The 19,957-nt window shown below is 46.0% G+C and carries 17 protein-coding genes; 13 read left to right on the forward strand and 4 right to left on the reverse strand.

The features are described from left to right. From CHH53_RS05745 to CHH53_RS05785, 8 genes are all read left to right on the forward strand, one after another. Positions 1-847: quinone oxidoreductase family protein (locus CHH53_RS05745; RefSeq protein WP_095215173.1), on the forward strand; the 847-nt coding region annotated here is incomplete at its 5' end. A gap of 27 nt (positions 848-874) precedes the next feature. Next, positions 875-1,642 (forward strand): exodeoxyribonuclease III, encoded by a 768-nt coding sequence (locus CHH53_RS05750; protein WP_095215174.1) that lies wholly within the window; start codon positions 875-877, stop codon positions 1,640-1,642. A gap of 117 nt (positions 1,643-1,759) precedes the next feature. Then, a complete protein-coding gene (dacB, locus tag CHH53_RS05755) occupies positions 1,760-3,235 on the forward strand; it encodes a D-alanyl-D-alanine carboxypeptidase/D-alanyl-D-alanine endopeptidase (RefSeq protein WP_158221496.1) in 1,476 nt (491 codons plus the stop codon). A 117-nt stretch (positions 3,236-3,352) separates the two neighbouring features. Then, positions 3,353-3,694 carry a bh protein gene (locus CHH53_RS05760; protein ID WP_095215176.1) on the forward strand — a complete coding sequence of 114 codons (342 nt, stop codon included), beginning with the start codon at positions 3,353-3,355 and terminating at the stop codon, positions 3,692-3,694. Between the two features lie 469 nt (positions 3,695-4,163). Then, positions 4,164-4,685, forward strand: a complete 522-nt coding sequence (locus CHH53_RS05770) for a DUF2812 domain-containing protein (RefSeq protein WP_095215178.1) — start codon at positions 4,164-4,166, stop codon at positions 4,683-4,685. A gap of 291 nt (positions 4,686-4,976) precedes the next feature. Next, positions 4,977-5,954 carry a ring-cleaving dioxygenase gene (locus CHH53_RS05775; RefSeq protein WP_095215179.1) on the forward strand — a complete coding sequence of 326 codons (978 nt, stop codon included), beginning with the start codon at positions 4,977-4,979 and terminating at the stop codon, positions 5,952-5,954. A 110-nt stretch (positions 5,955-6,064) separates the two neighbouring features. Next, on the forward strand, positions 6,065-6,526 hold the full coding sequence (locus tag CHH53_RS05780; RefSeq protein ID WP_095215180.1) for a CBS domain-containing protein: 462 nt from the start codon (positions 6,065-6,067) through the stop codon (positions 6,524-6,526). A 98-nt stretch (positions 6,527-6,624) separates the two neighbouring features. Next, positions 6,625-8,772, forward strand: coding sequence for a type IA DNA topoisomerase (locus tag CHH53_RS05785; protein WP_095215384.1), 2,148 nt, complete (start codon positions 6,625-6,627; stop codon positions 8,770-8,772). Positions 8,773-8,807: 35 nt separating this feature from the next. On the opposite strand, the gene CHH53_RS05790 is transcribed toward CHH53_RS05785, so the two are convergent. Both CHH53_RS05790 and brnQ read right to left on the reverse strand, forming a co-directional pair. Continuing rightward, positions 8,808-9,650, reverse strand: a complete 843-nt coding sequence (locus tag CHH53_RS05790) for an aldo/keto reductase (RefSeq protein WP_095215181.1) — start codon at positions 9,648-9,650, stop codon at positions 8,808-8,810. 163 nt (positions 9,651-9,813) lie between these two features. Next, positions 9,814-11,163 (reverse strand): branched-chain amino acid transport system II carrier protein, encoded by a 1,350-nt coding sequence (gene brnQ / locus CHH53_RS05795; RefSeq protein ID WP_095215182.1) that lies wholly within the window; start codon positions 11,161-11,163, stop codon positions 9,814-9,816. Positions 11,164-11,361: 198 nt separating this feature from the next. Between brnQ and CHH53_RS17485 the strand changes: the two genes are divergently transcribed. Continuing rightward, a complete protein-coding gene (locus tag CHH53_RS17485) occupies positions 11,362-11,508 on the forward strand; it encodes a hypothetical protein (RefSeq protein ID WP_198946026.1) in 147 nt (48 codons plus the stop codon). A gap of 43 nt (positions 11,509-11,551) precedes the next feature. On the opposite strand, the gene CHH53_RS05800 is transcribed toward CHH53_RS17485, so the two are convergent. Together CHH53_RS05800 and spoVB are read right to left on the reverse strand one after the other, a co-directional pair. Beyond that, entirely contained in the window at positions 11,552-12,772 is a 1,221-nt protein-coding gene (locus CHH53_RS05800; RefSeq protein ID WP_095215183.1) for a DHH family phosphoesterase, read from the reverse strand. A 65-nt stretch (positions 12,773-12,837) separates the two neighbouring features. After that, complete coding sequence (gene spoVB, locus CHH53_RS05805; protein ID WP_158221497.1) at positions 12,838-14,364, reverse strand: stage V sporulation protein B; 1,527 nt, start codon at positions 14,362-14,364, stop codon at positions 12,838-12,840. Positions 14,365-14,742: 378 nt separating this feature from the next. Here spoVB and CHH53_RS05810 point away from each other — a divergent pair, with 378 nt between their 5' ends. The 4 genes from CHH53_RS05810 (at position 14,743) to abc-f (ending at position 19,513) form a co-directional block, all read left to right on the forward strand. Further along, on the forward strand, positions 14,743-15,447 hold the full coding sequence (locus CHH53_RS05810) for a DUF5058 family protein (RefSeq protein ID WP_233134876.1): 705 nt from the start codon (positions 14,743-14,745) through the stop codon (positions 15,445-15,447). A gap of 18 nt (positions 15,448-15,465) precedes the next feature. Then, positions 15,466-16,200 (forward strand): small-conductance mechanosensitive channel, encoded by a 735-nt coding sequence (locus CHH53_RS05815; RefSeq protein WP_095215185.1) that lies wholly within the window; start codon positions 15,466-15,468, stop codon positions 16,198-16,200. Continuing rightward, on the forward strand, positions 16,193-17,611 hold the full coding sequence (locus tag CHH53_RS05820; RefSeq protein WP_095215186.1) for an amidohydrolase: 1,419 nt from the start codon (positions 16,193-16,195) through the stop codon (positions 17,609-17,611). Before CHH53_RS05815 ends, CHH53_RS05820 begins: the two co-directional genes overlap by 8 nt. A 270-nt stretch (positions 17,612-17,881) precedes the next feature. Next, the gene (gene abc-f, locus CHH53_RS05825; RefSeq protein ID WP_095215386.1) at positions 17,882-19,513 is read left to right on the forward strand and encodes a ribosomal protection-like ABC-F family protein; all 1,632 of its coding nucleotides are present in this window, start codon (positions 17,882-17,884) and stop codon (positions 19,511-19,513) included. Positions 19,514-19,957: the final 444 nt, after the last annotated feature.

The following is a 19,957-nucleotide window of genomic DNA, read 5'->3' on the forward strand; positions in this document are numbered from 1 at the left end:
TGATATAAAAAAGCGAAAGGGCACAAAGGGGTCTGGCACCCCTGGTATACTAGGACTGGATGCTGTCGGAATCATTGATAAGCTAGGGCAAGATGTCAAAGGACTTCATATCGGCGATCGAGTTATCGCATTTGCAAAGTCAGGCACATATGCGGAATATGCTATAGCGAATGCCGTGCTTGTCTATCCGATTGCAGATCATGTTGATTCGCCTGTCGCTGCGGCTTGTCCGGTTCCTTCCTTTTTGTCGTTCATGCTGCTCGAGCGCGTTGGAAGACTCAGCAAAGGAGAAGCTGTGCTTGTTCATGCTGCATCAGGCGGGACAGGCCTTACATTGGTTCAGCTTGCAAGAAAACTAGGTGCAGGCAAAATAATAGGAACCGTAAGCGCAGATCAGAAAGCAGCTTTGCCTTTGGAACTTGGTGCTGATGTTTGTATTACTTATGATAATTTCCCAGATTCGGTTCGGAACCTGACAGATGGAGCTGGTGTTGACCTAATTTTAGACTCGCTTGCCGGAAATATAATGGAAGATAGTTTTACTTGTCTTGCACCCTATGGTAGATTAGTAAACTACGGGAATGCGAGCGGCGCAGCCGGGGGGATTAAAACATCAGACGTCCACGCAAGCTGCCGGTCTCTGCTTGGCTATAGCTTGGGAACGACTCGCAAAAAACGCCCAGAAGATTTGAAGTTTATTGCTGATCGAGTTATCAGCTTCGTAGAAAAAGAAGATATTACTTTTCCAAGCATAAAAGAATTCAAGCTCGAGGATGCGTTCAAAGCGCATCAGCTAATGGAAAGCAGAACACATGCAGGGAAAATAATCCTGCACATCACAGATTAGAGACAGACAACGGGGGAAATAGAGAAAATGAAGTTCGTATCATGGAATGTCAATGGAATCAGAGCTTGTGTAAAGAAAGGCTTTCTTGAATATTTTGAGGAACAAGATGCAGATTTCTTCTGCTTGCAGGAAACGAAGCTCCAGGAGGGTCAAATTGAATTAGATCTGCCTGGTTATCATCAATATTGGAATTATGCAGAGCGTAAAGGATACTCCGGTACTGCTGTGTTCACGAAGCATGAACCGCTGCATGTCACATATGGGTTGGAAGAAGGCGTCACGGAGCCTGAAGGACGCATCATCACGCTGGAGTATGATAATTTCTATTTGGTGACGGTTTATACACCGAACTCCAAACGAGATTTGACGCGATTGGCGGAGCGGCTGGAGTGGGAAGACAGGATCCTTGCGTATGTGCAGGAGCTGGACAGCCGCAAACCAGTCATTTTATGCGGTGATTTGAATGTGGCCCATCAAGAAATCGATCTGAAGAATCACAAGACGAATCATGGTAATTCCGGTTTCACGAAAGAAGAACGGGAAAAGATGACAGCCTTCCTTGCTTCCGGATTCGTGGATAGTTTCCGTTTCCTATATCCGGATCGCGAGGATGCTTACAGCTGGTGGTCTTATATGAATAAGGTGAGGGAGAGGAATATCGGCTGGCGCATTGATTATTTCATCGTCTCCCAGAGATGGAAGGACAAAATAGAAGAAGCGGAGATACATGCAGAGACGCTGGGCAGCGACCATTGCCCCGTATGCTTATATATCAAGAATGAAGACACCCTTTGATGGTGTCTTTTTTTTACCTTTGAGTAATATTTTAAATTATCTGATAGTTTGTTACACTACATACATATAGATGAAAACGTACAGGTTAAGCAGGGTATGCAAAAGGAGGAATTGCAGATGCTTCGCAAAATTGCGCGATTATTAGCTGTAATGCTTTTGTTTTTTGCTTGTTTGATCCCTCACGGGCATATCCGCGTAGCCGGAAAAGAGGATGCGATGAAAGAAAGGATTAATGAATACTTGGCAAGCGAGGAACAATTGCAGGGAGCGGCTGTTGCAATCCATATCGCTGAAGGCCAAACAGGCAAGACACTCTATGAAAGAAGCGCCGATCAGCGTATGCGTCCTGCATCCAATATGAAGCTTTTGACTGCTGCAGCTGTTTTGGATGGACTGGGGGCAGATCACCGGTTTGAAACGATCATTGCCACCGACGGCCGCATCTCGGCAGGACAGCTTCATGGGAACTTATATTTGATTGGTAAAGGTGATCCGTCTTTGACATATATGGACATCGGGCAGCTGGCAAAACAGCTTTGCAAAGCAGGAATCAAGAAAATACATGGTGATATCATCGCTGATGATACATATTTTGATCAGGAACGATATAGTGAAGATACTACCTGGAAAGATGAGTCGGCCTATTATGGTGCCGCAATCAGCGCTTTGACGGCAGCGCCGGATACCGATCATGATACAGGAACCGTAAAGGTTGTGGTGGATGCATCGTCTTCATCAGGAAAACCAAATGTGAGCATCATCCCTGCAACGGATTATGTGACCATACATAATCATGCAGTCATTTCCCAAGAGGGTGAAGCAGAATTGGAAGTGGTTCGAACGCATGGAAACAATGATATCGTCATTTCAGGCACAATTGCTCCAGGTGAAAAAGAGCAGGAATGGGTAGCTGTTTGGGAACCTGCCGAATATGTACTGCATTTGTTCCAGGAGAATCTCGAAGCTGCAGGAATTCAGGTGGATGGCGGCAGTAAAACAGCAAAGGCTCCAGCAAAGACGACGGAGCTTTTGCGCAAGGAATCTGCACCGCTTCAGCAATTGCTGCTTCCATTCATGAAGCTAAGCAATAATGGCCATGCCGAGATGTATGTCAAGCATATGGGCAGCAAGGAAAGAGCTGGGAACTGGGAAGATGGTATCGAACAAATCGAACGCTATCTTGATGGACTATTACCGACAGGGCAAATGGTCATTCGGGATGGTTCTGGTCTTTCACATGTGAATGGCATAACTGCCAGGCAGCTGACAGCATTGCTTGTACATGTTCAGAACGAGCCTTGGTCCCATGCTTTTGAACATTCCCTGCCGGTCGCTGGCGAACCGGAACGGATGATTGGCGGAACACTTCGCAATCGCTTCGCCGATAGTGAGCTGGCCGGAAAAATCAAGGCAAAGACAGGGACACTGACTGGAGTCAGTTCCTTGTCGGGCTATATGGAAACAAAATCAGGTGAACGAATAGTCTTCTCGATTCTGCTGAATGGGCTGCTGGATGAAGAAGAAGGACCCCGAATAGAAGAACGACTATTGAAAATCGTATACGAAGAGTTGAAAAACATGCATATAAATTGATGGAAATAGACAGGATATTGGCATGCAGATAGCGAAATGTTCTGAGTAGGAAGGATAAAAAAGCTGCAGAAGCCTTTTGGGTTCTAAAAAGCCAGACACAGGAAAGAGGAGATAACAGTGAAACGAAGCTGCATGGAAGCAGAGTTATATTGTATCCATTGTCGCGAGGAGTCTCCATTCACCATTACCTACATCAACGACAAGCTCAAGACGATTTGCTGTACTCAATGTCATCATGCGATTGATGTCCGGCTCGATTTGCAGAAGGAATTCAAGCAAGAATGGCAGAATCGCATCCTTTCCAAGCCTTCCAGGATGACGACAGAGTACAAAGATGATCTCAGTCAGTTCCTTTTCACGCTGCCGATCCGGCTGGCGAGCAAACCATATCGATTATATCAGGATATCAAAGAGTCGCGCATCATCATGCGGGATTTCAAAGATGTCAAGCATTGGTAAGCGCCTGGACACCGTTCAGGCGCTTTTATCTTGGGAATGATAATAAATGATCCCTCTTCTTACCGACAATGCCGACATCAAAATGCCGATTATCAAAAGTACCGCAAAGGCGTCCTTTTCATACACAGCAAGCAATATGGCACCCGCTTGAAACGAAAGGGCAGCTATCGTCAAGAATAAGAAACGTTTATCAAAAATAGCACTACGCAGAATATCACACTCCTTTTCCATTATATTACCATTCGTCATAAAAAATATCGATAGCCTCAATTGTAAAGATTATGGTATTATATCGTTATACGATATATATCGCGGTTCGATATAATAATGGGATAAGATGCCTTTCTGGCAGAATTGCATGATTACAGTAAAAGAAATGAAAGCTCTTTATACCAAAACAAAATAAACCATGAGTGATGAGGTAAAAAAACTGGATTGGCATCAGTGAAAAGCAAGCAGGGGGAGAATTATGTCAGAGAGAAAGAAGATAAGGAAATTTTTTTGGGCTTGGAGCGACGAGAAAGAAGAGGTATGGCTGCAGCGGATGGCGCAGGAAGGGTGGATCCTGGAGAGATACAGCTGGTTCACCTACACCTTTGAAGCTGCCGGACCGTCCAAATTGATATATCGGCTGGATTATCAATTCGGTATTCGAAACCAAGACTATTTCATGCTGTTCGAGGAAGATGGCTGGAAGCTGGTCAGTGCATTTGGAGGCTGGTATTATTTTTGCAAAGAAGACGACGGGACGGATAAATTGGAAATATATACAGACGCCCAATCAAAAGCGGCTAAATATAAGCATTTATCTAATGCCATTTTATTTCTTGTCCTGATGCATATACTATCATTCTGGCTGCCGATCATTTCGAGCGGAAGCAAAGCGCCTCTTTGGATAGGGATGATGATAGCGCCGATAACGTTATTGGGTGCCTTTGGTGTTTATATGCTAAAAAGAAAAGCAAAGAGACTAAAAGAATATCAACTATAGAAATAGAGCTCATTCTGTCCGATAAGAATGAGCTCTATTGTTTTTGCTTGAAATTGAAATCTATCGTAAAGAAGATCCGAGGCTGAAACTGGAGGTCTTTATAAAAGCCAGTGAGTTAAAACCGTGCTGCTCGCATTCAATTACGATTAAAATTGAAAAAGATTGAAGAAATTGAAAGCGTGGGTGCTATTTCTTTAGCTTTCATTTGTTTGACATCATGCGGCAGATACGTCATAATATAATTATCTCGAATTCGAGGTAATTCCATCATCAGGCTGGAGTGTGATAAAGATGAATCATTTAAAAGGTATACACCATGTAACGGCAATTACGAGCAGTGCAGAAAAAAACTATGAGTTCTTCACATATGTACTTGGCATGCGTCTGGTCAAAAAAACAGTGAATCAGGATGATATCCAAACATATCACTTATTCTTTGCAGATGACAAAGGCAGTGCCGGAACAGATATGACATTCTTCGATTTCCCTGGTATTCCAAAAGGGACCCATGGCACGAATGAGATTTACAAGACATCCTTCAGAGTGCCGACTGACGCAGCATTGGATTATTGGGTGAATCGATTCGATCGTCTGCAAGTGAAACATCATGGCATCAAAGAGCAATTCGGCAAGAAGACATTATCCTTCGAGGATTTTGATGAGCAGCAATACCAGCTGATCAGTGACGAACTCGATGAGGGTGTTGCATCCGGGACACCATGGCAGAATGGTCCAGTACCATTGGAATTTGCCATCACAGGGCTGGGGCCGATTTTTGTACGGACAGCGCATATCGATTATTTCAAGGAAATGCTCGAAAAAGTACTGGTATTCCGCCCGGTTGCCCAAGAAGGATCCCTTTATTTATATGAAGTGGGCGAAGGCGGAAATGGAGCGAGCGTCATCCTCGAGCACAATACGATTTTGCCAGATGGCAGACAAGGATTCGGGACTGTGCACCATGCTGCTTTCCGTGTAGAGGATCGTGCGGTATTGGAAGAGTGGATCGAACGTATGAACAGCTTCCAGTTCCAGACATCCGGCTACGTGGACCGTCATTTCTTTGAATCGCTATATTCCCGGGTTGCACCAGGAATTCTATTCGAATTCGCGACGGATGGTCCTGGATTCATGGGAGACGAGCCGTATGAGACGCTTGGCGAGAAGCTTTCTTTGCCGCCGTTCCTGGAACCAAAACGCGAACAAATCGAAAAACTTGTACGGCCGATCGATACAGTCCGGAGTACGAAGCATTTCGAAAAAGAATGATGATTTTTGACATCTGCTTATTTGGCAGATGTCTTTTTTTTAGCAAATTCAGTCATGTAAGCGTATAATAAAGTTGTAGCATTCATCCCATATAGAAGGTGGGTTTTTATATGAAAGCAAAAGACTTCATGATAACAGATGTAATAGCAGCGAACGAACAGGATACGGTAAAGCATGTACTTAAAACGTTTGTTGATCGGCGGATCAGCGGCATGCCGATACTGGACAAAGAACAGCGCATCGTAGGCGTCGTCAGTGACGGCGATATTCTGCGGGGGATCCAGCCCAAGGATGCAATCGTCTTTAATTATTTGCTTACAGTAAGCTTCAAAGCCGAGAAAATCGATAAGATCGTTGATGAACTGAAGGATCGTCCTATATTGAATCTGGCGAAGAAACGCGGGATCGTCACTGTCCACGAGGATGACGAAATGGAGGATGTAGTGAACATCCTGGCCAAACATCGCTTCAAGAAGATACCGGTTGTGAACGATCAGAAACAGGTGGTCGGGGTGATCAGCCGGGGAGATGTCCTGCGTACGATTCATTCCACTTTACTTAAAGCGCTTTGATGAAAAGCACTGACTCCACTTAAAGAGTCAGTGCTTTTTTATGTTAAAATAGAGGTTATGAGCTTGATAGATCAAAGGAGTTTTATCTATATATGAGTATGACTGTCATTTTGGCGGAAAAGCCTTCGGTTGCGAAGAATATCGCTGATGCATTGAAAATAAAAACGAAACAGGACGGATTCTATGAAGGGTCTGAGTATATCATTACATGGGCTTTCGGCCACCTGCTGCAATTATATGATGCGAAAGATTATGACGCTGGGATGGCAAGATGGAAGCTGGATAACTTTCCATTTGTGCCGGATTCCTTCCGCTATAAAGTAAAATCGAGTCCGCGCAATCGCGATGCTGCTGACCCAGGGGCGAAAAAGCAGATTGCCATCGTAAAACGGCTCATGCAAAGAAGGGATGTCAGCCGGATTGTGTCTGCCTGTGACTATGACCGGGAAGGACAGCTGATCGGGGACAGCATCATCAACTATGTGAAACCGGATAAGCCTGTCTACCGGCTGCTGTTGAATGAGTGGACGGAGCAGGAAGTGCTGCGCGGTCTCCAGTCGCTGCGCCCAAACGCTGAGCTTCAGCCCCTATATGATGCCGGGATCGGCCGCCAATGGGCCGATTGGGTCATCGGGATCAACCTGACCTCGGTAGCGACACTCCGTTATCAGAGCGGCCGCGGTAAAGTACTAAATATCGGACGGGTGCTCCTGCCGACTTTGAAAATCATCTATGATCGCGATAAGGAAATCAGTGAGTTCAAACCCGAGCCTTATTTCAAGCTGATGGCGACTTTCCGTACAGCCGATATGCAGTTTTATGAAGGTGTCTATAAGGAAGGGAAAACGGATAAGTTCAAGGAAAGGGAGCCGCTGCAAAGCATCCTTCAGCAAATACAGGGGAAACAAGGGCAAATCAAGGATAAGCAGACGGAAGAAAAGAAGGAATTTTGCCCGCCTTTGTTCAATCTATCCGGTCTGCAAGGTCATATGACGGCAAGATACAGCGGATGGACATCCGATAAGGTGCTGAAGGTAGCACAAACGCTTTATGAAAAGAAATATATCACTTATCCTCGTACATCCAGTACAGCATTGGAGGAAAGCCTTGTAGGCAAGGCAGCTGGAGTATTGAAAAAAGTGGCAGCGGGATTGCCTTATGAAGCCGAAATCAAATTTACCCGCTCAAAGCGCGTATTCAATAACAGCAAGGTTTCCAGCCATAGCGCCATCATACCGACGTACGTGCTGCCAAAAAGGCTTACCCCGGATCAGGAGCTTGTTTATAATGCGATCAAAAATCGTTTCATCATGCAATTCATGCCGGTCGCGGTATATGAGGAAACCATCCTGGAAACCGTGATTCCGGATGTATCCCTATCCGGCAGTTTTATCTCCAAGGGACGGATTCAGCTCGCCGATGGCTGGAAAAAAGTCGAGAAGCAGCAAGCAAAGGAAACATTGTTGCCGGATGTCAAAGAAGGCATGCTGGTCGATACATGGGAATCAGCTGTCACTTCTCATATGACGCAGCCACCGAAGCCGCATACGGAAAAGACGTTATTACGCGTCATGGAAACTTGCGGCAAAGGAAAGCAGGACGAAGAGGAAATAGGTGAGGTTCTGCGGGGCTTCAGTATCGGGACGGCGGCAACAAGGGCGGAAACGATCAAGAAACTGAAAGATATTCACTATATCAGCAACAAAGGCAAAGAGCTGCATGTGACGGAAACAGGTAAAAAGCTTGTGGAAACTTTTCCGGTCAAGCCGTTATTTGACTTGAACTTTACCGGAAGACTGGAGAAGACACTGGCAGATATAGAGGATGCCAAAGTGGAACGGGAAGAATTTTTGGAGATGATTTTTTCTTTCACGAAGGAAGCTGTCCAAACGATGAAACAGGATCAAGCAGCTCCGATACGGACAATCGAAAAGCAAACCCTCACGCATGAAGTACTTGGCAAGTGTCCGGCTTGCGGCGGGGAAGTCGTGGAAGGGTATAAGGGATTCGGCTGTAAAAACTACAAAAAATCCTGCAGCTTCATCATTTGGAAGGCGGATAAATTCCTGGCAGCAATGCGGAAGAAGCCGACCAAGACGATGGTGAAAGCCTTGCTGAAAAGCGGCACCGCCCATGTAAAAGGACTGACGAGCAAGAGAGGCAAGAAATTTTCCGCCTACCTTTCTTATGAAAAGAATCCGGACAACGACTATTACAGCTGGAAAATGGAATTCGAGAAGAAATGATAAGAGCGCTGCGCGGAATCCGCACAGCGCTTTTATTAAAATTCTTCATATACCGCCGGGTCCTGATCGGCGATCCTTCCGTCCGCAGCTGTCAGCCCGCTGATTTTTTCCATGTCGGCTTGATCAAGCTCGAAATCGAAGATGGCAATATTCTCAAGCTGTCTGCTTGGTGTGGCTGATTTTGGGATGGCGATGCTACCCAGCTGATAATGCCAGCGCAGTACAATTTGGGAAACGGTCCTGCCATGCTTTTCGGCGATCTCAGCAAGTAAAGGATGCTGCAGCAGATTGGTCTTTCTGCCGAGCGGACTCCAGGATTCCGTCACGATGCCATTTTCCTCATGGTAGCGCCGCTGTTCCTCCTGATTGAAAAATGGATGCAGCTCGATCTGGTTGATGACTGGCAGCTCACCGGTTTCTTCCTTGAGTCTGTCCAAATGTTCGGGCAGGAAGTTGCATACACCAACCGAACGGATAAGACCCCATTTACGTGCATCAAGCAAAGCCTGCCAGGCTTCGACGTAATGATCTTGATTCGGATTCGGCCAATGAATCAAATATAAGTCATAATAATCCAGGCCAGCACGATAAAGGGATTCCTGAATTGCTGTAATCGCATCATCATATTTTTGGTAACGGCCAGGCAGCTTGGATGTCACCAGGATTTCCTCACGGGGGATGCCATGCTGCTTGATCGCTTGTCCGACAGTCGCCTCGTTTTCATAATTATACGCAGTGTCCAAAAGACGATAGCCGGCATCGATTGCACTGCGGATCGCCTGCACGCCTTGGCTGCCTTTCAATTGATATGTACCGAAGCCGACAGCAGGGAAAATCGAACCGTCGTGCAGTTTCAAGGTAGGGATATGATTTTGCATACAATTCTCTCCTTTCCGATTCTCTTTCAAGCGTAGCATAAATGGTAAGGATTGTCTTACATCAGCATCCTTTGCTTGTTTTTGGGACGTGTTTCATAAAAATCAAAAAAGAAAGCACGCTTGAAAAATCCAAGCGTGTTTTCTTATAGTCTTTTATGAATGCTTACCGTACACCTGCATTTTTTAATTCGTTACGATTGGACCCAGTTGCTAAATGAACGATGAATCCGATCACAGCTCCAATGATTGCCGGCAATAGCCAGCCTAGTCCCAGGCTGTATAGCGGCAGATTATCTGTCAGGAAATCCTGCACTCCCTGGATCGGTATTCCGGCTGCATTCAAGCCTTCCATCAGGCTGACTGCAAAAGTGAAAAGAAGGCTGATCAAGTAGACAGCTCTGCTTCCAGCGAAAGCATTATGCAAGAAAGTCAGTAAAATCAAGACGATGGCCAGCGGATAGATGATTGTCAATACCGGGACGCTGAATGTGATGATATTAGCCAAACCGGCATTTGCGACGACAGCACTGAAAGCAGATAGTGCGATGGCGATAACATTGTAAGAGACTTTAGGAAGCAGACGGCTGAAATAGCTGCTGCATGCTGTCACCAAACCGATGCTTGTCGTCAGGCAGGCACCCAGTACAATCAAACCAAGCAAGACGTTGCCGAAACTTCCGTAATAGGATTCGGAAACCCCGGCCAGGACGGCACCGCCATTATCCAGCAAGCCAATGCCGGCTACACTTGTTGCGCCAAGATAGGATAAGGAAGTGTAGATCAAAGCAAGCAGGGCCGCGGCGATCAAGGCTGCTTTCCATGTGAACCCTAGAATGCTTTTGCGGTCCGTGATGCCGATATTTTTCACAGAGTTGATGACAATGATACCGAATACGAACGCCGCAAGTGTATCCATTGTCAGATAGCCTTCCTGGAAACCTTTGAAGAAAGCGTTGCTGCTGTAAGCTTCCGTTGGATCCTGCGGACTGCCGATCGGATTGACAAGGACCGTGATGATCAGCACGGCAATGGACAGCAGCAAGGCTGGTGTCAGATATTTACCGACCACATCGACGATTTTAGCCGGTTTCAAAGAGAAGAAGCAGGTAATCCCGAAGAACAGGATGGAATAAATGAGCAGCGGCCATGGTCCGGCATCAGCAGGCAGAAATGGCTGGATGCCGATTTCAAATGATACTGTGCCTGTACGCGGCATCGCAAATAACGGTCCGATGGACAGATACAAGATGACGGTGAAAGCAAGCCCGAAGATCGGATGAGCCCGGCTGGCCAAGTCCTGCAAATCATTTTTGCCTGATATGGCGAAGGCTAAAATAGCAAGAAGCGGCAGCCCCACACCGGTGATGACAAAGCCGATGTTGGCAGTCAATACATTAGTCCCGGACTGCTGGCCAAGAAGGGCAGGGAAAATCAGATTGCCTGCCCCGAAGAAAAGGGCGAACAGCATGAAACCAGTGACGATCACATAAGAAAAGGGAATTGATTTTTTCATATAAGTGCCTCCAAGCGAAAAAACATTTCTAAATAGTCAGATAATTCAATAGATTAAATATTGAAAATATTTTGACTGTGTTAGAGAGATTCTACCACATAAATCATGCGGCAACAACTATAAATAATATTAAATAGGAGGTATATTTTTCAAGGGGGTTGGCATATATAAATAAAAAGCCACTTGGAGGCAGAAAATATGCATTTTACGGACATTGATATCTTTTATGCAGAGCTGAAACGGCTGGAGGATGAATACAGACGATGCCCGGAGCCGCAAATACGGAATTTGATTCATGAGGATATTCTGCTGATCGAGCAGGCAATCGCCGCAGCGGAAAAATAATAAGGAAAAGAGCGGGAAACAACTGAGTGTCTCCCGCTCTTTGTTAGTTCTCCTGATTCTTTTGGACAGGCTGATCTACGGTAAGGTCCTGTTTCTTCACACGTTCGCTCAAATATTTTACAAAGCGATGATCTGTGACGAGGAAAGCGTGCTCTTCCCGTTTTAGATGTCGTTCCGCTTCCTCGAAAGATGCAAAGCCGATTTCAGCCGGCTGCTGATTTTTCATGATATAATATTTCCGATTTTGCTGGACGATGAGGAATTTGTCATTTAGCTCATTTGCATATAACGTTCCCAGATCGTTTTCCGGCACATTGAAACGGTTATCGGCAGCATCCGGCCGCAATGTCTGCAAATCGAAAGCATTCTTTACGAACAGCTCAAAAGCATCTTCCGTCAATGTTGCTCCGGAAGCTTTTTGATGACCGCCGCCACCGTATTTCGCCGCAATGGCTGATACATCGATATCATCGTGAATCGTACGGAGACTCAAGCGTTTGGTACCCATCATCACCATGACGATCAAATCAAGATGCGGGAAAGTCTTACCCAAATCATTTCCCAATTCAGAGAGGTAGGACTCTGCATGAACGACTCCCGCTAGATATGTATCTATTTTGACAGGCACGACTTGCTTCCTTTTCTTGCGAATATAACGTGCTGTCTGGGCATCCTGGACTTGCAGCAGTTTTTCTTCCAAATCGCTGAAAACGAAAGATGCACTGTGCTGCAGGCGTTCTATCATTTCACCTGCAAATTCCTCGATGCTTTGCAGGAAGAGAAGGGCATTCAGCTGCTTGGCAGCTTCATTCTGCCGTTTTTCCCATTCCCATGTATCATATTGGCGGACAAGCTCGACAAATTCGCTTACCGCTTTTGTTTTCTCCAGATGTCCTTCATCCACCAGGACGTCATACAGCATACTTGTTGCTGAAGTCTGCGTTCCATCTTCTTGCTTAGTCGCGATCCACGCCCAATCATGAGCATTCAGATGTTCACTTGTCTTATGATGATCGATAAGGCGGGCCTTGCCGCCAGATAGGATGAATTCGCTGATCGCGGCTTCATTTTCTTCATTCACCGCCAAATCCGTCACCCATAGTTCTTTCTCATGCTGGGTTTCATCGGCAAGGAATTTCTTCACTTCTTCATTCAGACTGCTGATGGAATTATAACGGATGTCAACATCCTCCCCAAAAGCAAGTGTCGCCAAAATACCGCAGCCGACACCGTCCAGGTCATTATGTGTCAATAATTTATACATCTCTTCACCTCAATTACTAGTATTAGTATAACCTAGCGGAATTATCGGCTTCAAGCATGATTCTGCTACTGTTCTTGTTTGAACAGGCGAAAGCGGTGGAGAAGGAGCAAATAAAAGACGGCAGATATGACCAATACGCTGCTTAGCAGCACATAGCCATTTGAAATATAAGAATCAAGCGTCATATACAAGAAGATCGCGCAGGATGCCATGCAGGTGATGGCCAAAAGCAGTTTATAGAAGCGGGCAAAGCTGAAAGGGAAACGAACAGCCTGATAAAGGCTGGCGAAATGGAGCACTGTGCCCAGTACCTCTCCCAGGTTCATTCCGAGTATGACGCCATTCACACCCATGCTCGGCTGCGATGCGACAAAGTAAATCATCAGCAGACTGGCAAGTGCGGCAATCAGATTGTTATAAAGGACGACACTGCTTTTTCCGATTCCGATCAGCACCGCCTGGAGCGGAATCTGCAAGTAGCTGAGCATAAAGCAAAAGATCATCTTCTGGATGAGCAGGCCCGCTTCTTCTGAATGATAGAACAAGCCCGTCAAATCGGTTGCGAAGAAATAAAGAAACAGTGCCCAAGGGATGCAGATCATCATCGTGACGTTTATCACCTGGTTTATATTGCTGTACATTTCCTGGAATTGACGGCGCGCATACAAATCACTGATGGAAGGGAGCAAGTTTGTCGATAAAGAGTGTGTGATGAATGTCGGGACGAATACGAGCGGCATGACATAGCCCATTAAAAGACCATATGTTTCGGTGGCAGTCTCGGCAGTCAGCCCGGCTGTGAGAAAGCTGTGGGTGATGATGATCGGCAGCAGTACGCCTGCAAAGCTATTGACTAAATGGCTGCCGGTATTCGGCAATGCAACCCTGATGAGGTCGCGGGTATGCTGTCTGCCATCCCGGAGGAGATCCCCGATGATATACAGGAAACGCCATTTGAATTCCTTCTGCTTGTTGAAGGCGATCATCAATACTCCCAAAGATATCGCTTCCCCGATGATCATGCTGATCACTGCACCGGCCGCTGCCACGCCAAGCCCATATGGAAGCAGATATTGGACGAGCATGTACGTCACAACCAGCTGCACGCTCTGTTCCAGGATCGAAGCGAAGGCTCCAGGAGACATATACTGTTTCCCATGGAAGTAACCTTTCAAAATGGAGGATATCGCAACAATCGGGATGATCGGTATGATTGCCGTAAATGTGTAGATTGCCCGCTCATCGGCAAACAAAATTCCAGGAGCAAAGTGAACCACTCCAAGCAACAGCAAGGATGTAAAGATGCTCAATGTTCCTGTAATCAAAAAGGAAACAGAAAGGACGTGCCGCAGTCTTGTCCGATTATTCGTCGCATTATTCTCTGCCACCAGATTGGCGACAGCAACCTCCAGCCCAAAACCGGTTACTGCAATCAAGAGACCAGTTACCGGCATTGCCATCATGGCAAGCCCGATTCCTTCGGGTCCTAACAGCCGTGACAAAACGATCCCGTTTATGAATCCAATCAGTTTGCTGTAGCAGGCAGCCACAGCCAGAATGATCGTACCTTTCAATAATGATTGTTTTCCCACTTTTGTCACCTCAACTTGTCCATGTTTTAGATGTATGTGGAGAAAAGAGGGTTTATGTTTATGTACTTAAAACAGACAGACAAAGCACGGCATCATAATCTTCTTTATGTTTTTTGGAACTAGGCTAACTTAATTATCGAAAGGAAAGCTAAAAAAGAGCGATAGACATGGAATCCATTCCATTCTAAATTATAGGTAAGCCCGTTACTTGATCAACGCATGCATGATAAAGAATCTGACAAGCAATAGGTAAGATTCCGCATTGATTTCCCTATACCCTTACTCAATTTATCCTGTTTTTCATAAAGGTTTTGACATACTTCGGAATCGTAATTAACATAATAATCAGAATTATCTTAATTAAAAGGGGGTTATCCATTGCCGATTTCCGAAATCATGAACGGCGGAATCTTATGGCTGTTCTGTCTGCTTGTCGTCAGTATTGTCGTGTTTCAAGGTATTGTCTTCGTACGATCTGCCTTTCGAGCCAGGGCTGCAGTTGGCATGACGGAGCAGGAAGCACGGAGCGCAATGAAAACAGGTGCTATTGCAGCTATCGGCCCGTCATTGGGTAATATCATCATTGCTGTCTCGCTGATGACATTGATCGGCAATCCGCTTACGATGATGCGCAGTGCCATCATTGGCTCATCGGCAACAGAATCACTCGGTGCCCAAATGGCCTCCAGTGCTTATGGCACGGAGCTAGGATCAGCCAGCTTCGGGCCAGAGGCTTTCACGACAATTGCCTGGACATTGTGTATCGGCGGTACAGGCTGGCTGATCGTCACATTTTTCTTTACGAAGTCATTGGGCACCTTCCAAAAGAAAATCACCTCAAGGAAAAATGGCACGAAGAAGATGGTAATCATTTCAACAGCGGCCATGCTTGGTGCCTTCGGCTATTTTGCAGCTAATGAAGCAGTGAAGAGCAGCGGTCACTCTCTTGTCATCATGACCAGTGTCCTCCTAACGATCGTCACCTTGCTGGCAGCCAATAAACTGCAGAAAAATTGGCTGAAAGAGTGGGCTTTGGGATTTGCCATCGTCGGCGGCCTGACAGTCGGCTACTTTATCGGATAAGAAACGGAGGGAAAAACGATGGCCAAAACAGCCGAGCAGGTAGCAGTACAGGAACGCCTCATCGAAACACAGGAGCAGACCTTTGATGCTTTCCATACGAATGCCCACTTTTGGGGAAGGCTTACAATCGGCTGTGTAATTGTCTTATCGGCAGCATTGCCGCTTTATCTCTCGTTCGTCGAAGGCTATCACCCGGGCTGGCAGGCCATTTTCGCAGCCTTTCTCGCATATATCGCCTTGGTTGGTTTTGCTTGGGTGGTAGAGCCCGTCAGTTATTATGCAACCCTTGGTGTTTCCGGTACTTATTTGAGTTTCCTCACCGGGAATATAGCCAATATGTGTTTGCCCTCTGCAGCAGCTGCTCAGCAGGTTATCGGAGCAGATCCTGGTACGAGGAAAGGAGAAGTGGCAGCCACGTTGGCTATTGCCGCTGCCAGCTTTATGAATATAGCTGTACTCATTCCGGTCATCCTGGCTGGTTCCTATATCCTTTCTGTCATACCGGAGTCCTTACAAGCAGCATTCACCTACATCATTCCTGCCATTTTTGGGGGGATGATCGCACAATTATCCATGAAAAAGCCTCTGTTCGGCGCCATCGGCATCGTTTTCGGCATCCTGATGACACAGCTGCCGATTCCAGTATTCTTCAAAGGATTGGTCTGCATGTTCCTTACAGTGATTCTTTGTGTCCTTTTGGAAAACAAGCAAGTAAAGAAAAGTCCCGATGAAGGAGAGATGATCCATGAGTAAAAAAGATTTGCTTACGATCCTGAAAGAGCTGGAGAATGTCATAGGAAGCCTTGCCCTTGATATTTGGCAAAACCCTCAAATCGCTTATGAGGAGACATATGCGAGTGCGGCTCAGAAGAAGATCCTCTCCGATGCAGGTTTCCTTATCACAGATAGCATCGGCGGTATGCAGACAGCCTTTTATGCAGAATATGGCAAAGGCCATCCGATCATCGGCATCCTAGGTGAATTCGATGCATTGCCAGGTCTGTCCCAATCCAGTAAGCCTTATAAAGATCCAGTCGTGGAGAACGGCCCCGGCCATGCCTGCGGTCATCACTTACTCGGCACTGCAGGTGTCGAGACTGTATTGGCACTAAAGGAGCTGATCGATCAAGGAAAGGTGAGCGGCACGATTCGCTATTATGGCTGCCCGGCTGAAGAGGTACTCTCCGGCAAGACATTCATGGCGAGGGAAGGGGTATTCGACGACTTGGACTGCTGCCTTACCTGGCATCCAAGTACAAGTAATGTGGTCCAGAATTACAGCACCCAGGCAATGATTTCGATTAAATATCGTTTCCACGGTGTACCTGCTCATGCGGCAGGCGCCCCTCACGCAGGCCGAAGCGCACTGGATGCAGTGGAAATCATGAATATAGGCGCGAACTATCTCCGGGAGCATCTGGCTGACGGCACGAGAATCCATTATGCCATCACAAACGGCGGCCAAGCACCGAATATCGTACCTGATGAGGCGGAAGTATGGTATTATCTGCGCGGGTCCGACCGCGACCAAGTGGAGGATATGCTTTCCCGTTTGCATGATATAGCCAAAGGGGCGGCATTGATCACTGGAACGTCTACCTCACATGAACTATTGGCCAATTGCTATCATATGCTGACTAATGACACATTGGATATATTGAATTACCGCAATATGGAGGATTATCCAATGGAAAGCTTCACCTCGGATGAAACTGCATATGCTGCCATACTGCGAAAATCGATGGATCCCAAGCTGATCGAGGCATCCCGCCGTCAGCTGCAGCTTGATCCGAATGATATCCTTCCGACAAAGAATTTCTATGATGTGAAACTGAAAGACTCCACTATGCCTGGTTCGACGGATGTGGCTGATGTCAGCTGGATTGCACCTTTGGCCAGTATCGGCACGACATGCGGCCCGATCGGCACCCAGGTGCATGCTTGGCAAGCAACTGCAGTATTTGGAACGAGCATCGGACTAAAAGGGATGCATTATGCTGCGCGAATCATGGCTTTGACCGCATATGACCTGCTGACCGAACCAGCCCTTGTGGAGCAAGCGAAAGCGGAGTTTGCGGAAGCGACTTCCGGCAGACCTTATCAGGCCGGTCTTGAGGAGAGCATACTCGCACCAGGAACAGAACGGAAAGAGCAATTGATTTAAGTGCAATTGACTTCCGATTTGCTTTTGGTATACTGGAAGCAACGAAGACGAGAGGATGATGGGTGGACAATGATTGACTAATCTTATTTTCTCACGAATTGAAAAAGATATTTTCAACGCGTACAAAATAGGATTAGTCTGCCCATCTTTAAAATAAACGGTAACATACAGCTCTTGACGGATGTATGTGCTTTTGTGGTACGGCTGATCCTTCCAATTTATTTTGGGAGGATTTTTTTCTGTCCTCCTATGAAAAAGGAGCGGATCCATGTGAAAGAACTGATCAAATTACAGCAAGTCAGCTATATGTACGGAGAGCGTCCCATTATACAGGGGGCGAATGCAGCAATCCATCAAGGTGATATCGTCGGGATAACTGGAAGGAATGGCGCTGGAAAGAGCACATTATTGCAATTGCTGGCTGGAACCAAGCAAATGACAGAGGGGTCCTTATGGAAGGCGGATTCCCTCGGGATAGAATTGGTCGAACAGGAGAGTGACTGCTATTCTTCCGACTCACTTGGGTCTGAAGCAGCTATTTTACTCAGTAAGTGGCGAGTTCCATCCGTTCCTTACCATCGGATGAGTGGCGGAGAGAAACTGAAAGCAAGGCTTGCGCACGGATTTTCGAGTAAAGCGGAAGTTTTGATGCTGGATGAACCAACTAATCACCTGGATGAAGATAGTGTCCAGCTGCTGATAGAACAAATCCAAAAATCAAACAAAACGATACTGATTGTGTCACATGACAGGTATTTTCTCGATCAAGTGTCTGTAAAGATATGGGCTATCGAAGATCAAGATCTTCATACTTTCACGGGAAATTATACTGCCTATATAGATCATCGCCAAAAGGAAAAAGCGGCCCAGCAGTATGCCTATGACAAACAGCAAAAACGCATCCGGCAAGTAGAAGGACAAATCGCTTCCCTGAAAAACTGGAGCACAAGAGCACATGCTCAATCCACCAAACAGGAATTTGCCAAAGAGTACTACCGAAAAAAGGCCAAAAGAATGGATAAGGCAGTAAAATCCAAACAAAAACGATTGGAAAAAGAACTGAAAAAAGAAAAGGCCGAGGCCATCGTGCCGGAGCGAGCTGTATCGTTTGAGCTGCATACTGCCGGCAGAACCGGCAAACGATTTTTGGAATGCAAAAACGTAACCAAGCAATTTGATGGGAAAACATTATTCCGGAATGCCAATTTTACCATCATGCACGGTGAAAGAATCAGCTTGCAGGGACCGAATGGTTCCGGAAAAACAACTTTCTTCCGCATGATTGCGGATGATGAACCTTACACAGGAGAGATTTGGATTTCCCCATCAGCAAACATCGGCTACCTTTCACAAGATGTTCATGACCTCCCTTTGGAAAAGACACCGGCCGAGATATTTCATCAGCAGACGTTTGCCGACAGGGGAAGGGTCCAGACACTGCTTCTGCATCTTGGCTTTGAAATAGACAGCTGGACCCTCCCGATTGGAGAAATGAGTATGGGGGAAAGAGTGAAATTGAAGCTGATGCAGCATATATTGACTGACAAAGATGTCCTTTTGCTGGATGAACCTACAAATCACATGGACCTCCCGTCCCGTGAGCAGCTGGAACAGACACTTGCAGCTTACAGCGGAACATTGCTTGTCATCACCCATGATCGTTATTTCCGGGAGAAAGTGACAGATACACAGCTGATCATCCAGGATGGTAAACTAAACAAAAAATTAAGTACAGCAGCCACAACGACGACGGAGGACGGTATACAGCTGATGCAGCTGGAAAACGAGCGTCAGGAAGTATTGGGTAAGCTGAGTATGCTGACACCTGGAGATACGGCGTACGAGGATTTGGATGATCGTTTTAATCAACTGACAAAAATAATTAGACAACTGAAGAATTAGATAAAAACAAGAAGAGCTGCGTATTCAAATAACAGCTCTTCTTGTTTCTTTAATTGGAAGTGTTTATGTATGTAAACATTCAGTGCTATATAAAAGGTAATAGGCAAGTTTTCCTGAATTTGAAAGAAGCTATAATATTGAACCATCTTATAATGGAGTGTGTTAAACTTGGGACAAAAATAGAAATGGAGGTAATCATAGAACAGGCAATACTACCTCATAGCTTTAGTATCTTCCTTTTGCTGCCATTCTGCCTGCAGTTTTCAAAATATTGATTATATTTGAAGCGCTTCCCACTTTATGAAAGCACCAAGCTTTTGAATAGCTCAATATCCACCAGAAATACTCCGCTTTTGTAAGCGGTACACCAGCATTACTGTTAAGTGTCTAATTGCAAGCTTGATAGCCAATGGAAATCTGGTCGATGGCTCATTCGCTACCTCT

The organism is Terribacillus sp. 7520-G (assembly GCF_002271665.1).
In the GTDB taxonomy this organism is placed as follows: domain Bacteria; phylum Bacillota; class Bacilli; order Bacillales; family Amphibacillaceae; genus Terribacillus.